This is a genomic window from Pigmentiphaga soli (assembly GCF_039541095.1).
Lineage (GTDB): Bacteria > Pseudomonadota > Gammaproteobacteria > Burkholderiales > Burkholderiaceae_B > Pigmentiphaga > Pigmentiphaga soli.
Genome location: NZ_BAABFO010000021.1, coordinates 53,469 through 66,442, shown reverse-complemented (window position 1 = coordinate 66,442; position 12,974 = coordinate 53,469). Strand labels below are relative to the sequence as shown.

Below are 12,974 nucleotides of genomic sequence, written 5' to 3'. Positions count from 1 at the left end.
CGGATCCGGCTCCGCCGGTCCGCCCGTGCCGCCCCTCGAGGGGCGCGCGTAAACGCGTAGGGGTGGGCCTCATTCTGGATCTATGACCAGGCGCAGGTCGACGTCTTCGCCGGTGGGCTCGGTGCGCGCCATCTGCAGGCGGGTGGGGCCGGCGGTGTCGTAGTCGCGGGCCCGCACGCGCCAGCCGCCCTGCTCGAAGGCCAGCGGCCGGCCGCCGGCGTCGCGTTCGGCCACCTCGGCGGGCGGCTGCTTGGCCAGTTCGCCGCGCAGCCAGTCGCGCAGCCCTTCCACCGGGATCGGCTTGCCCAGCACGATGGCCACCAGCGCGTCGGGATTGTCGGCACGGGTTTCCTTGCCGTTGGATTCGCGCAGCAGCGCCTGCCCGGGGCCGGCCTCCACCCGCGCCAGCGTGGCGCCGAGCGGGGAAACCAGGTCAAGCACCAGCTTGCGGCCGTCGTCGCGCCAGGCGAAACCGCCCTGGACGGCGTTCTGCTTGCCGCCGGGCTCGTCGATCCGCAGCGCGAAGCGGCCGACGCGCGACAGCGCCGCGCCGCCGCCCTCCGCGGGTATCGGCCGCGGCGCCGCGCAGCCGGCCAGCAGCATGGCGGCGGCCGCCAGGGCGCCGATGCCGCGCAGCGCGGCGCGGCACCCCATCGGGCCGCCGCCGCGGCGCGGCGCCGGGCGCGAAGCAACGGCGTCGCCCTGCGTACAGGTCACAGCGTGACCGCCAGCCGCGCCAGCGTGCTTTTCAGAACCTCGTTGGACGGATCCTTCTGCTGCACGCTGCGCCACAGTTCGCGTGCCTGCCCCTGCTCGCCGGCGGCCCACAGCACTTCGCCCAGGTGCACGCCGATCTCGGCGTCGGGCCGGATCCCGTAGGCGCGCTTCAGGTATTTGATGGCGCCGGTGTTGTCCCCCATGCGGTACAGTACCCAGCCCATGCTGTCGATGATGAAGGGATCGTCGGGCTGCAGGTTCAGGGCGCGCTCGATCAGCGCCTTGGCCTCGGACAGCCGCATATTGCGGTCGGCCAGCGAATAGCCCAGCGCGTTGTAGGCCTGCGCGTGGCCGGGGTCGAGCGCGATCACGCGGCGCAGCGTGGATTCCATGTCGGCCACGCGATTCTGCTGCTCGTACAGCATGCCCAGGTCGTACAGCAGCGCGGTGTTCTCGGGATACTTGCCGCTGGCGGCCTGCAGCACCTTGATCGCCTCGTCGCGCTGGCCGGCGTTGCGCAGGATCTGGGACTCGGTCAGCGCGGTGCGGGCCGCTTCGCGCTCGTCGCGCGGGTCGATCAGCGCGATCAGCTTGCGGGCGTCGTCGATACGGCCCTGCTTGCCGCGCAGCACCGCCTGGCGCAGCCGCGCGTCGAGCGCGGCGCTGGGGTCGTCGACCTGGTTCAGCAATTCGTAGGCGTCGTCGAGCCGGTTCTGGTCTTCGGCGATCTGCGCCCGCATGAACACGGCGCTGTCGCCGTCGGCCAGCGGCGGCAGCCCGCCCGGCGTGGCGCCGGCGGCGCTGCCCTGGGCGGCCTGGTAGCGCTGCAGGAAGCGGTCGGCGGCGTCCAGGTCGCCGGCGCGGTAGGCCACCGCGCCTTGCATGTACACCACTTCGGCGTCGCTGGGATCGGCGTTGGCCATCGATTGCAACTCGGCCTGCGCGCCGTTGAAATCCTTGACCGTGACCAGCGCGCGCACCAGCATCAGGCGCAGTTCGCGCGCCGGCGGGTTGGACACGATGAAGGCGCGGGCGCCGGCGATGGCGCGGTCGGGCTCGACCTCGATGCCGTACTGCAGCGCTTGCGCCGCGATGGCCTCGGACTGCGGCTGCTGGGCCTGGGCGGCCTGGATCTCGCGCAGCGCGCGCGGCATGTCGCCCGCCATCGCGGCGAAGCGGGCCAGCGAGACGCGCGTTTCGGGCAGATTGGGCACGTCGCGCACGGCTTCCTCAAGAATCGCCAGCGCGCGCTTGCGGTCTTCCAGGCGGCCCAGGATGCGGCGGGCGTCGATCACCGCCGCGCCCTTGTCGGGGGCGGCGGCGATGCGGGATCGCAGCGTGGCGCCCAGGTTGTCCACCTTGCCGGCGGCGGCCGCCAGCGACAGCGCGGTCTGGCGCGCCTCGGCGTCGGACGGGTCGAGTTCGGCCCACAGCTGGGAGGCATCGAGCGCGCGCACCATGTCGCCGCCGGCCAGCGCGAATTCGACCGCGCGGCGGGCCAGCCGCGGATCGCGGGTGTAGCGGGCCAGTTCCAGCGAGGTGCCGATGGCGGCCGCGTAGGCGCCGCGCTGAGCGGCGACTTCCGACGCCAGCACCTGGAAGATCAGCTCGGCGTCGACGTCGACCGAAGGGGGAGGCGGCGGCGGGGTGCGGCGCGGCCCGGCCGCGGCCGCCGCGCTCAGGCCCGGCACCAGCAGGTCGGAACCCGGCGCCTGGGCCTGGGCCAGAGAGGCCGTCAGCGCGACGCCCAGCACTGCGCCGAGGCCCACCGACATCCATTTGGCAAAGCATGTGTTCGACAACATGGCACAATTCCTCGGCGCACGCGCGGCGCCTGCCCGCATTCGCGGATGTTAGCACTGGGCCCCGCCCGCGCAGCGGCGGCGTCCGAATGGTTCGGACTGCCGCCGCCGCGAACGGTTCAACGCCGATTCGCCGCACGCCAGCAAGCCTCATGCCCGAACTGCCAGAAGTCGAAGTCACACGGCGCGGCATCGCCGCCACCGTCGAAAACCGGATACTGCGCCGCCTGGTGGTGCGCGAGCCGCGCCTGCGCTGGCCGGTGCCGGCCGACCTGCCCGAACGCGTGGGCGGCCACGCCATCGGCGCCGCCGGCCGGCGCGGCAAATACCTGCTGCTGCCGTTCGCGCACGGCACGCTGATCGTGCACCTGGGCATGTCGGGCTCGCTGCGGCACGTGCATCCCGACGAGGCGCCGCGCCGGCACGACCACGTGGACTGGGTGTTCGACCACGCCACGCTGCGCCTGCACGACCCGCGCCGCTTCGGCGCCGTGCTGTGGCATCCGGCCGAGGCCGGGCCGGTGCAGTCGCACCCGCTGCTGGCCGGGCTGGGGGTCGAGCCGTTCGATCCGCGCTTCGACGGCGGCTGGCTGCACCGCCACACCCGCCGGCGCAACGCCCCCATCAAGCAGGCGCTGCTGGCCGGCGACATCGTGGTCGGCGTGGGCAATATCTACGCCTCGGAAAGCCTGTTCCGCGCCGGCATCCACCCGCGCACGCCGGCCGCCCGCATCGGGCCGCGGCGCTACGACCGGCTGGCCGAGGCGATCCGCGCCACGCTGGGCGACGCGATCGCGGCCGGCGGCAGCTCGCTGCGCGATTTCGTCGGCGCGGGTGGGGAATCGGGCTATTTCCAGATCTCCGCGCGCGTGTACGAACGGGCGGGCCGGCCCTGCCTGAGCTGCGGCACGCCGATCCGGCGTATCGTGCAGGGGCAGCGCGCCACCTATTTCTGCCCGCGCTGTCAGCGCATTTGAGTGCCCCCAAGGCCGGGCCATGCCCGACCTGCCCCCCCGAGGGGGCAAGAAAACTTGGGGCGGCCCGGCGTTTTCTTGAGACCCCATGGACGACTTCTCCGACCGCATCATCGACTGGCAGCGCCGCCACGGCCGCCACACGCTGCCCTGGCAGAACACGCACGACCCGTACCGTATCTGGCTGTCGGAGATCATGCTGCAGCAGACCCAGGTGGCCACCGTCATTCCCTACTACGAGCGTTTCCTGCAGCGCTTTCCCACCATCGTCGACCTGGCCCGCGCGCCCGAGGAAGACGTGATGGCGCTGTGGGCCGGGCTGGGCTACTACAGCCGCGCGCGCAACCTGCACGCCTGTGCGCGCCGGGTGGACACGGAATGGAACGGACGCTTTCCGCCCGACGCGGCGGCCATCGCCGAACTGCCCGGCATCGGCCGCTCCACCGCGGCGGCCATCGCCGCCTTCGCGTACGGCGAGCGCAGCCCCATCCTCGACGGCAACGTCAAGCGCGTGTTCGCGCGCTATTTCGGCATCGAAGGCGACCCGACCAAGCGGCCGGTGGAAATGCGCATGTGGGCGCTGGCCGAAACCCACCTGCCGCCGCCGGGGCCCGACGCGGCCGACGCCATGCGCAGCTATACGCAAGGCCTGATGGACCTGGGCGCCACGCTTTGCACGCGCGGCAATCCCGACTGCGGCGTCTGTCCGGTGCGGGCCGGCTGCGTGGCGCTGCGCGAGGCGCGCCAGCACGAGCTGCCCACGCCGCGCGAGCGCAAGGCGGTGCCCGAGCGCCGCACCGGCATGCTGGTGATAGAAAAAGCGGGCGAGATCCTGCTGCAGCGCCGGCCGTCGCCCGGCATCTGGGGCGGACTGTGGAGCCTGCCTGAATTCCCCGGCGACGACGCGGCCGCGGCCTGCCTCACGCTCGGCGTCACGGCCGCCGCCGCCGCCCGGCTGCCCACGTTCTCGCACGGCTTCACGCACTTCAAGCTGCACATCGAGCCGTGGCACGTACAGGCCGGCGCGCTGGCGCTGCGCGACGACGGCGTGCCGCAGATCTGGCTGCCGGCCGGCGAGCTCGAGGGCGCGGCGCTGCCGGCGCCGGTCAAGAAGCTGCTGCAGGGCCTGTTCAGGCGCGGCGAGCTGTTGTAGCCCCCCCCCGGCGCGCATGCCATCGGAATGGATGCGGCCGCCGCCTTCGTGGTCAGCGCGCTGCCGGCGCCTGCCCGATGAAATCCAGCGCGTGCGCCGCCACTTTTGCGGCCTCGCCCCAGGTCATGCAGAAGCGGCCGCCGGGCACCACGGCCGACGAGCCATGCCTGAGCAGCGCGGTCATCTCGGCGATGAACGGCGTGTAGTGGAAATGCTCGCCCATCACCAGCATCACGTCGCGCTCGATGCGGTCGGCGAAGGTCAGGGCCAGGTCGGCCGCCACGGCGGCGCCGGTGGCTTCGCCCAGCGAGGTGGCGGTAGCGATGTGCCGCGGCCGGCGTGGCGGTAGTGGATGTAGCCGTATTCCGTCTCGGCCAGTCCGCGTTCGATGCGCATCGGCAATCTCCGGGAGGCCGGCCGCGCCGGGAGAGCGGCGGCGCCGCTATCCCTGCACCGTCGACCGGTATCTTTGTATCCCCATCAGCATGCCGGCGGCCACGCCCAGGGTCAGCAGCGCGGTGCCGCCATAGCTCATGAACGGCAGCGGCACGCCCACCACCGGCAGGATGCCGCTGACCATGCCCATGTTGACGAAGGCATAGACGAAGAACACCATCGTCAGCGATCCCGCCACCAGCCGCGAGAACAGCGTGGGCGCATTGCCGGCGATGGCCAGCCCGCGCAGCAGGAGCAGCGAATACAGCACCAGCAGCACCAGGTTGCCCACCAGCCCGAATTCTTCGGCGTAGACGGCGAAGATGAAGTCGGTGGTGCGCTCGGGAATGAAATCCAGGTGGGTCTGCGTGCCCTGCATGAAGCCCTTGCCTAGCGTGCCGCCCGAGCCCACCGCGATGGTCGACTGGATGGTGTGGAAGCCTTTGCCGAGCGGGTCGGAACCCGGGTCCAGCAGCGTGCACACCCGGTGTTTCTGGTAATCGTGCAGCACCACCCAGTCGACGCCGTCGGCGCACAGGGTGTCTTCGAACGCCACCAGCGACCCCACGCAGATCGCGCCCACCAGCGCGACCGGAATCAGCAGCCGGAACGACAGCCCGGCGAAGAACAGCACGAAGAAGCCGGCGCCGAACACCAGCAGCGCGGTGCCGAGGTCGGGCTGCAGCACGATCAGCCCGAACGGCAGCAGCATCAACACCCCGGCCACGATGAAGTCGCGGATCCGCAGCCAGCCCTGGTGCTTGTGGAAATACCAGGCCAGCATCAGCGGCACGGCGATCTTCATCATCTCGGACGGCTGGATGCGCGTGAAGCCGACGTTGAGCCAGCGGGTGGCGCCCTTGGCGGTCTCGCCGGCGAACTCGACCCCGAACAGCAGCGCCAGCCCGAGCACGTAGGCCGGCACCGCCAGCCGCATCAGCGTCTGCGGCGGGAACTGCGCCACCAGCCACATCGCCGCCAGCGCGATGCCGTAGTTGCGCAGCTGGTCGGCGAAGCGGCCGTCGAAGCCGCCGCCGGCCGAATACATGGCCATCAGGCCGATGCCGGCCAGCAGCGCGAGGATCAGCAGCATCGGCGCGTCGAACACCGCGAAAGTGCGCCACAGCAGCGAACGCCAGGCAATGCGGCCGAAGGGATCGGCACGGTCAATCATTCATACCCTCCTGGCCGGGCGCGGGCGGCGAGGGAGCCGCCGGTCCGTCCGGACGCTTTCCGAGCAGCCAATAGTCGAACACCTGGCGCGCGATCGGCGCGGCCACGGTGGCTCCCCAGCCGGCGTTCTCCACGATCAGCGCCACCGCGATGCGCGGGTGGTCGAGCGGCGCGAAGGCCATGAACAGGCCATGGTCGCGCAGGCGCTCGTCGATCCTGCTGGCGTTGTACTTTTCGCCGCTGCGCAGGCCGATCACCTGGGCGGTGCCGGTCTTGCCGGCCGCCACGTAGGGCGCGCCGGCGAAGGCGCGCGCGGCGGTGCCGGCGCGGGTGACGGAGGCCATGGCCTGCTTGACGTCCTGGATGTTCTGCGGCTTGAGCGGAATGCGGTAGCTGGGCGCGGTAACGGTGGGCGTGAGCACGCCGGTGGCGCTGTCCTGGATCGCCTTGACCAGGTGCGGCTTCATGTAGATGCCGTCGTTGGCCAGCGTCGACGTGGCCTGCGCCAGCTGCAGCACCGTGAAGGCGTTGTAGCCCTGGCCGACGCCGATCGAGATGGTCTCGCCGGCATACCAGCGTTTTTGCTCCGGCTTCGAGTAGGCCGCGCGCTTCCATGCGGTCGAAGGCAGGATGCCGGTGCGCTCGCCGTTCAGGTCGATGCCGGTGAGCTGGCCGAAGCCGAACTGCTTCATGAAATCGTGGATGGTGTCGACCCCGAGGTCGTTGGCCAGCGAGTAGAAATAGGTATCGGACGACACCTCCAGCGCGCGCCGCATGTCGATGGTGCCGTAGGCGGCGTCGCCGGAATTTCGGTAGCGGCGGCCGGCGAATTCGAAATAGCCCGGATCGTACATGGTGCCGGTGAAAGTGCGCTTGCCGGTTTCCAGGCCGGCCAGCGCCATGAACGGCTTGTAGGTGGAGCCGATCGGATAGGTGCCGTACAGCGGGCGGTTCAGCAGCGGCTTGTCAGGCGATTCGTTCAGCGCCTTCCAGTTCTCGACGTCGATGCCGTCGACGAACAGGTTGGGGTCGTACGAGGGCCGCGACACGAAGGCCAGCACGTCGCCGGTGGACGGCTCGATCGCCACCAGCGCGCCGCGCCGGTCGCCGAAGGCCTTTTCGGCCACCTTCTGCAATTCCAGGTCGATCGACAGCACCAGGTTCTTGCCCGACACCGGCGGCGTGCGCGACAGCGTGCGCACGGCGCGGCCGCTGGCGGTGACTTCGACCTCCTCGATGCCGGTCTTGCCATGCAGCACGGGTTCGTAGAATTTCTCCAGCCCTTCCTTGCCGATGTGGTCGGTGCCGCGGTAGTTGGCCGTCAGCCCCTGGTCTTCGAGCCGCGTCTGGTCGCTCTGCGAGATCCGGCCGATGTAGCCGATCACGTGGGCGGCGGTCTCGCCCTGGGGGTATTGGCGCAGCAGCCGGGCCTTGATCTCGACGCCGGGGAAGCGGAACGATTGCGCGGCGAAGCGCGCCACTTCCTCGTCGGTCAGGCGGCTGCGGATGGGCAGGCTTTCGAAACGGCGCGATTCGCTCATCAGCTGGCGGAAGCGGCGCCGGTCGCGCGCGTCGATCGGCACCACCTGCGCCAGCCGGTCGATGGTGTCGTCCAGCTTGCCGGCCTTGGACGGCGTGATTTCCAGCGTATAGGCGGAATAATTGCGCGCCAGCAACACGCCGTTGCGGTCGACCACCACGCCGCGGTGCGGCGTGATCGGCAGCACCGAGATGCGGTTCTGCTCGGCGCGCGCGGCGTAATCGTCGTGCCGCGCCACCTGCAGATACCAGAAGCGGTAGCCCAGCGCGCCGAAGCAGGCCAGCACGAAACCGACGGCCACCAGCAGCCGCACGCGGAAGCGGTGCAGATCGCGCTCGGTGTTCTGGAGTTCGGTCATACGGGATCGGCTTACGGCATGGAAGCGGTCGACGCCGGGAAACAGGCGGTTCGTCACCGGGCGGGCTCAGATGGGCCGGGTGTCGTCGGGATCGACCGGGCGCCGCTGCGGCGCCTGCAGGATCCAGCCCGCCAGCGGCCACAGCAGCGCCGAGATCACGCTGTTCATCGCCCACCACCAGCCCGGCCAGCTGCCCTCGAGCCAGCCGCGGATGCAGAATACCGCGAGTTCCGCCAGGAAAAAAACCGGCAACACCTGCAACGCCTGCAGCCATGGCGAAAACCACGACAGCCGCCGGTGCAGCAGGATCGCGAAATACGCCAGCAAGGTGTAGGACAGCGCGTGCTCGCCCAGCCTCGAAGAGCCGTGGACGTCCATCAGTAGGCCGAGCACGAAGGCGGTGGCCATGCCGACCCGGCGCGGCTCGTGCACGCTCCAGAATACCAGCACCAGCGCCAGCACGTCGGGCACGCCGCCCACCTGGCCCCACGGCAGCAGGTTGACCAGCCAGGCCAGGAACAGCGTCAGCCAGATGAAGCGCGGATTGACCGGCAGCAGCAGATGCTCCGGCTCGACGCTGGGACGCGGCAGGGTGGAAGGGGCTTTCATGGCAGGTCGTCGGACGAGGCGGGCGCCTCCGGCGCGGGCGCTGCGGGCGATTGGACGCCTTCCTTCGGCCCGAGTTCCGGCTTGAACGACTGCAACACCAGGAAATGCCGGTAGCGGTCGAGCCCGGCCACCGGCTTGCACAGGATGCGGGCGAAGCCGGCGGCGGCGTCGCGCTCGACGTGTTCCACCTCGGCCACCGGCAGGCCTTCCGGGTAGATGCCGTCCAGCCCGCTGGTGACGAGCTTGTCGCCCACCTGGATGTCGGCGTCGGCTGCCATGAAGCGCAGCCCCAGCCGGCCCGAGATCTCGCCGCCGTAGGTGATGCCGCGCAGCCCGTTGCGCAGCACCTGCACCGGGATCGACAGCGAGCGGTCGTTGAGCAGCGCGACCTCGGCCGATACCGGCGTGGTGCGCACCACCTGGCCCACCACGCCGCCGTCGTCGATCACCGGCATGCCGGCCGCCACGCCGCCGCGCGTGCCCTTGTCGATCACCAGCCGGCGCGAGAATTCGTCGCGCGACTCGAACAGCACCTGCACCAGCACCGCCGGCACCGGCTGGCGTTCGCTGGCGCCCAGCAGCCGCCGCAGCTGGGCATTCTCGGCCGCCAGCTGGGCGGCCTGGGTGGTGGCCTGGGCCATTTCGATGCGCTGGCGGTTCAGCAGCTCGGCTTCCTGCTGGCTGGCGCTGTTGACCTCGATGAATTCGGCGATGTAGCGGATGCCGTCGCGCGGCAGCAGCATGGCGCGCTGGAACGGGTACAGGCCGACCGCGACCACCTCGCGCACGGTGTCGAGCGCGCGGAAACGCGAATCGGCCACCAGCAGCGCCACCGACAGCAAGGCGAAGAACGCCAGCCGGACCCCGGGCGGCGGACCTTGCTTGAAAAAAGCCGGTGGGCTGTATGGCTGCATGGGTCGCTTATCCAGCTTGGCGCTTCAGGGGTTCGCCGGGCGACTCGGCGGGTCCGGCGCCGCGGACCGCGCCGCGGCGGCGGCAGCCCGCCTACTCGTTGGTGAAGATGGCGCCGAGCTTGTCCATCCGTTCCAGCGCCTGGCCGCAGCCGCGGACGACGCAGGTAAGCGGGTCTTCGGCAACGATGACCGGCAGGCCGGTTTCTTCCTGCAGCAGGCGATCGAGGTCGCGCAGCAGCGCGCCGCCGCCGGTCAGCATGATGCCTTTTTCGGTGATGTCGGCGCCGAGTTCGGGCGGCGTCTGTTCCAGCGCGATCTTGACGGCCGACACGATCTGGTTGAGCGGATCGGTCAGGGCTTCCAGGATTTCGTTGGAAGACACCGTGAAGCTGCGCGGGATGCCTTCGGACAGGTTGCGGCCCTTGACTTCCATTTCCTTGACTTCGGAGCCGGGGAAGGCGGAGCCGATGGCTTTCTTGATCAGTTCGGCGGTGGGCTCGCCGATCAGCATGCCGTAGTTGCGGCGGATGTAGTTGACGATGGCCTCGTCGAACTTGTCGCCGCCGACCCTGACGGAGCCCTTGTAGACCATGCCGCCCAGCGAGATGACGGCGACCTCGGTGGTGCCGCCGCCGATGTCGACCACCATCGAGCCGCTGGCGTCGGACACCGACAGCCCGGCGCCGATGGCGGCGGCCATGGGCTCCTCGATCAGGAACACCTGGCTGGCGCCGGCGCCCAGCGCCGATTCGCGGATGGCGCGCCGTTCGACCTGGGTGGAGCCGCAGGGCACGCAGATGATGATGCGCGGGCTGGGGGCGAACAGCCCCTTGGGATGCACCATCCGGATGAACTGCTTGAGCATCTGCTCCGTGACGGTGAAATCGGCGATGACGCCGTCTTTCATCGGCCGGATGGCTTCGATGTTGCCGGGGACCCGGCCGAGCATCTGCTTGGCTTCCTTGCCCACGGCCTGGATCGTCTTCTTGCCGCTGGGGCCGCCTTCCTGCCGGATGGCCACCACCGAGGGCTCGTTCAGCACGATGCCCTTGCTCCGGACATAGATCAACGTATTGGCGGTTCCGAGGTCGATCGCCAGATCGTTGGAGAAGTAACTGCGCAGGAAACCGAACATGGGAATCTATCTTGTGAGCGTTACACGGGGGCGGGCCGGTAAACGTGAAATGATAACTTATAATCTTGACGGAACCTTCCGCAAACTGCATCAAAGTCCTGCGTTTATCTTGCGATTTGCGGGCTTCCCCGGGGTGGCGCAGCATCGCGCCGTGGCCGGATCCGGACCCCGCATTTACCCTTTTTCCTACATGCCATGGCGCTTACCGACAACGACGTGACGCGCATCGCGCGCCTGGCCCGCCTGCAGCTGGACGACGGCCAGCGCGAGCGGGTGTTGACCGACCTCAATCGCATCTTCGGCCTGGTCGAGGCGCTGCAGGCGGTCGATACCGGCGGCGTGGAGCCGCTCACCCACCCCATCGCGGCGGTGCAGGACGTCGCGCTGCGGCTGCGCGACGACCGCGTCACCGAGCCGTCCGACGCCGACACCCGCGCCGCCCTGCTGGCCAACGCGCCGGCGGTGCAGGACGGCCTGTTCCTGGTGCCCAAGGTGATCGAATAGCCATGAGCCTGCCCCTGCATTGCGAATTCGACGGCATCGCCGCGCTGCGCCGCGCGCTGGCCGAGCGCCGCGTCTCGGCCGTGGAGCTGGCGCAGAGCGCGCTGGCCGCCATCGACGCCCGGCGCGACCTGAACGCCTTCCTGCACGTCGACCCGGAACTGACGCTGGCGCAGGCGCGCGCCGCCGACGCCGCGCTGGCGGCCGGCCGGGCCGGCGCGCTGGCCGGCGTGCCGATCGCCCACAAAGACGTGTTCGTCACCCGCGGCTGGCGCACCACCGCCGCCAGCCGGATGCTGGAAGGCTACGTCAGCCCGTTCGACGCCACCGTGGTGGAACGGCTGGCGGCCGCCGGCGCGGTCAGCCTGGGCAAGCTCAACTGCGACGAGTTCGCGATGGGTTCGTCCAACGAGAATTCGGCCTACGGCCCGGTGCGCAACCCCTGGGATCCGGCCGCCGTGCCAGGCGGTTCGTCGGGCGGCTCGGCCGCCGCCGTGGCCGCCGGCCTGGTCGCCGGCGCCACCGCCACCGATACCGGCGGCTCGATCCGCCAGCCGGCCGCGCTGTGCGGCGTCTCCGGCATCAAGCCCACCTACGGCACCGTGTCGCGCTACGGCATGATCGCCTACGGCTCCAGCCTCGACCAGGCCGGCCCGATCGCCCGCAGCGCGCAGGACCTGGTCGAACTGCTGGACCCGATCGCCGGCTTCGACGAACGCGACGCCACCAGCCTGGAACGATGCGGCGGCCGCCCCAACGCGGCGGGCCGGGTGCGGGCCGAGTTCGACGCCTTCCGCGCCGCCGCCGGCGCCGACCGCCCGCTGCAGGGCCTGCGCATCGGCGTGCCGCGCGAATTCTTCGGCCCCGGGCTGGCGACCGACGTCGCCCACGCCATCGACGCCGCGCTGGCGAAACTGGAAGAACTGGGCGCGGTGCGGGTCGACGTGTCCCTGCCGCGCACCGAGCTTTCCATCCCGGCCTACTACGTGATCGCGCCGGCCGAGGCCTCCAGCAACCTGTCGCGCTACGACGGCGTGCGCTACGGCCACCGCGCCCCCGAATACCGCGACCTGGCCGACATGATGGCCCGCTCGCGCGCCGAAGGCTTCGGCCCCGAGGTGCAGCGCCGCATCCTGGTCGGCACCTACGTGCTGTCGCACGGCTATTACGACGCCTACTACCTGCAGGCGCAGAAGCTGCGCCGGCTGATCGCCGAAGATTTCCAGAAGGCGCTGCGCGGGCAGTGCGACGTGATCGTCGGGCCGGTATCGCCTACCGTGGCGTGGAATCTGGGCGAGAAGGCCGATGATCCGGTTTCGATGTACCTGGCCGACATCTACACGCTGAGCCTGAACCTGGCCGGCCTGCCGGGGGTGTCGATCCCGTGCGGCTTCGGCGCCGGCGAGGTCAACGGCAGGCGGCCGGTGGGGCTGCAGATCATCGGCGACTATTTCGACGAGGGCCGCTTGCTGGGCATCGCCGATATCTTCCAGCAAGCCACCGACTGGAATAGAAGGTCCCCCCCTACGCGCTGACGCGCGTCCCCAGGGGCGCCGCTGGCGGACCGGCAAAGCCGGATCCGCGGCGGCCTGGGTCGGAAGCCGCCAGGCGTACAACGGTATCCATTCCATGCGGGCGGAAGAATCACAGAGCGGGAACAAGT

At 70.4% G+C, this 12,974-nt stretch carries 12 protein-coding genes; 4 read left to right on the top strand and 8 right to left on the bottom strand.

Annotated features, from left to right (window positions below; all coding sequences use genetic code 11):
• Window positions 1–69: 69 nt before the first annotated feature.
• Together ABD927_RS18825 and ABD927_RS18820 are read right to left on the bottom strand one after the other, a co-directional pair.
• Window positions 70–717: an outer membrane lipoprotein LolB gene (locus ABD927_RS18825; protein ID WP_345251385.1), complete on the bottom strand. Its 648-nt coding sequence runs from the start codon at window positions 715–717 to the stop codon at window positions 70–72.
• On the bottom strand, window positions 714–2,522 hold the full coding sequence (locus ABD927_RS18820; RefSeq protein WP_345251384.1) for a tetratricopeptide repeat protein: 1,809 nt from the start codon (window positions 2,520–2,522) through the stop codon (window positions 714–716). Before ABD927_RS18820 ends, ABD927_RS18825 begins: the two co-directional genes overlap by 4 nt.
• Window positions 2,523–2,671: 149 nt before the next feature.
• Here ABD927_RS18820 and mutM point away from each other — a divergent pair, with 149 nt between their 5' ends.
• Both mutM and mutY read left to right on the top strand, forming a co-directional pair.
• On the top strand, window positions 2,672–3,496 hold the full coding sequence (gene mutM, locus ABD927_RS18815) for a bifunctional DNA-formamidopyrimidine glycosylase/DNA-(apurinic or apyrimidinic site) lyase (protein ID WP_345251383.1): 825 nt from the start codon (window positions 2,672–2,674) through the stop codon (window positions 3,494–3,496).
• An 85-nt stretch (window positions 3,497–3,581) separates the two neighbouring features.
• Window positions 3,582–4,646, top strand: a complete 1,065-nt coding sequence (gene mutY, locus ABD927_RS18810) for an A/G-specific adenine glycosylase (RefSeq protein ID WP_345251382.1) — start codon at window positions 3,582–3,584, stop codon at window positions 4,644–4,646.
• 52 nt (window positions 4,647–4,698) lie between these two features.
• On the opposite strand, the gene ABD927_RS18805 is transcribed toward mutY, so the two are convergent.
• From ABD927_RS18805 to ABD927_RS18780, 6 genes are all read right to left on the bottom strand, one after another.
• Window positions 4,699–4,929 (bottom strand): hypothetical protein, encoded by a 231-nt coding sequence (locus ABD927_RS18805; protein ID WP_345251380.1) that lies wholly within the window; start codon window positions 4,927–4,929, stop codon window positions 4,699–4,701.
• 159 nt (window positions 4,930–5,088) lie between these two features.
• On the bottom strand, window positions 5,089–6,255 hold the full coding sequence (gene rodA / locus ABD927_RS18800) for a rod shape-determining protein RodA (protein ID WP_345251379.1): 1,167 nt from the start codon (window positions 6,253–6,255) through the stop codon (window positions 5,089–5,091).
• Complete coding sequence (mrdA, locus tag ABD927_RS18795; RefSeq protein WP_345251378.1) at window positions 6,248–8,152, bottom strand: penicillin-binding protein 2; 1,905 nt, start codon at window positions 8,150–8,152, stop codon at window positions 6,248–6,250. The genes rodA and mrdA overlap by 8 nt, the downstream gene beginning before the upstream one ends.
• 66 nt (window positions 8,153–8,218) lie before the next feature.
• The gene (gene mreD, locus ABD927_RS18790; protein ID WP_345251377.1) at window positions 8,219–8,761 is read right to left on the bottom strand and encodes a rod shape-determining protein MreD; all 543 of its coding nucleotides are present in this window, start codon (window positions 8,759–8,761) and stop codon (window positions 8,219–8,221) included.
• Window positions 8,758–9,675 (bottom strand): rod shape-determining protein MreC, encoded by a 918-nt coding sequence (gene mreC / locus ABD927_RS18785; RefSeq protein ID WP_345251376.1) that lies wholly within the window; start codon window positions 9,673–9,675, stop codon window positions 8,758–8,760. The genes mreD and mreC overlap by 4 nt, the downstream gene beginning before the upstream one ends.
• Window positions 9,676–9,766: 91 nt before the next feature.
• On the bottom strand, window positions 9,767–10,810 hold the full coding sequence (locus ABD927_RS18780) for a rod shape-determining protein (protein ID WP_345251375.1): 1,044 nt from the start codon (window positions 10,808–10,810) through the stop codon (window positions 9,767–9,769).
• 195 nt (window positions 10,811–11,005) lie between these two features.
• On the opposite strand from ABD927_RS18780, the gene gatC reads away from it, so the two are divergent.
• Together gatC and gatA are read left to right on the top strand one after the other, a co-directional pair.
• Window positions 11,006–11,314, top strand: coding sequence for an Asp-tRNA(Asn)/Glu-tRNA(Gln) amidotransferase subunit GatC (gatC, locus tag ABD927_RS18775; protein ID WP_345251374.1), 309 nt, complete (start codon window positions 11,006–11,008; stop codon window positions 11,312–11,314).
• A gap of 2 nt (window positions 11,315–11,316) precedes the next feature.
• Window positions 11,317–12,846: an Asp-tRNA(Asn)/Glu-tRNA(Gln) amidotransferase subunit GatA gene (gene gatA, locus ABD927_RS18770; RefSeq protein WP_345251373.1), complete on the top strand. Its 1,530-nt coding sequence runs from the start codon at window positions 11,317–11,319 to the stop codon at window positions 12,844–12,846.
• Window positions 12,847–12,974 lie beyond the last annotated feature (128 nt).